This window comes from Streptomyces sp. DH12 (assembly GCF_020873895.1).
Lineage (GTDB): Bacteria > Actinomycetota > Actinomycetes > Streptomycetales > Streptomycetaceae > Streptomyces.
This window is the reverse complement of record NZ_JAHWGT010000133.1, coordinates 1-950: the sequence shown is the minus strand read 5'-3', so window position 1 is coordinate 950 and position 950 is coordinate 1. Positions and strand designations below refer to the sequence as shown.

Annotated in this window: 1 protein-coding gene; it reads right to left on the bottom strand. The window is 71.5% G+C overall.

All coding sequences use genetic code 11. The annotated features are described in order from the left end of the window. Positions 1-182 precede the first annotated feature (182 nt). On the bottom strand, positions 183-821 hold the full coding sequence (locus tag LPA54_RS33000) for a hypothetical protein (protein WP_228984427.1): 639 nt from the start codon (positions 819-821) through the stop codon (positions 183-185). Positions 822-950 lie beyond the last annotated feature (129 nt).

The following is a 950-nucleotide window of genomic DNA, read 5'->3' as shown; positions in this document are numbered from 1 at the left end:
CTCGACGCCGCCCCGTCCCCGCCGACGATCCCCACACCACCCCCTGGCCCCCCGGTGTCCACAGCGTTCTCGCTCCCTACAGACTCACCCCGGGGACGTCCTGGTGCCATGGGGCTTACGGCCCGCCTCACAGGGCCATGCGGGTACACGGACGGGATCGGGCGAGGCCCGGTACTCCCGGGTCATGTCTCCCTGCCGACCCGGGTGCGCAGGTTGTAGAACTGGCGGGTCTGCATGACGAAGTGCGCGGGCTCGCCGAGCGTCAGGTCGAAAGGCCGCGTGAGCCACCGGGGACGGCCCCGACCGCGCGTGCGGACCACCAGACGCGACTCACCGAAGGGCGCGGGCCGCAGGTGGAACGCCCAGATCCCGTCCAGCCGCGCCTGTGGCAAGGGCTCGGTCTGCGGGTCGAAGGACCGCCCTCCGGAGAGGTCCAGGCCCGAGCGAAGCACCTGGGTCCGGTCCGGCTCCAGCAGCGCCACGGTGAACCAGTACGTACCGTCACGAGAGGCCTTGAGGCGTTGGCCCTCCTCCAGCTTCTGCCACTCGGGCACGATGCGGTCCGCGCTGGGGTGTCCGTAGTGGTCCAGCCAGTCCCAGCTGTACCAGCCTCCGCGGTCGTACCCCATCTGCGCCAGCCAGGGCCAGACCTGCTCCGGCGGTGCCGGAAGGTCGGTGGCCATCGTCGAGGTGCCGTCGGGGCCGGGCACCAGCTCGTCGCCGGGGTACACGCGGGCGATCTCATCCTGCGTCGCACCCCAGGTGAGCAGCCTCGGCCGGCACCGCAGCGTGTAGAACGCCAGCGCTGCGGACGCTGTCACGAAGGGGAGCAAAGCGGCTCCCGTTCGTCGGCATGATCGCTTCTCGGACATCCTGTGCTCCCTGGTCGCCTGCCTGACGCACCCCTCGCCTCCTTCCGGCATAGCCGCTGCGCGGCCACCGCGCGAGGG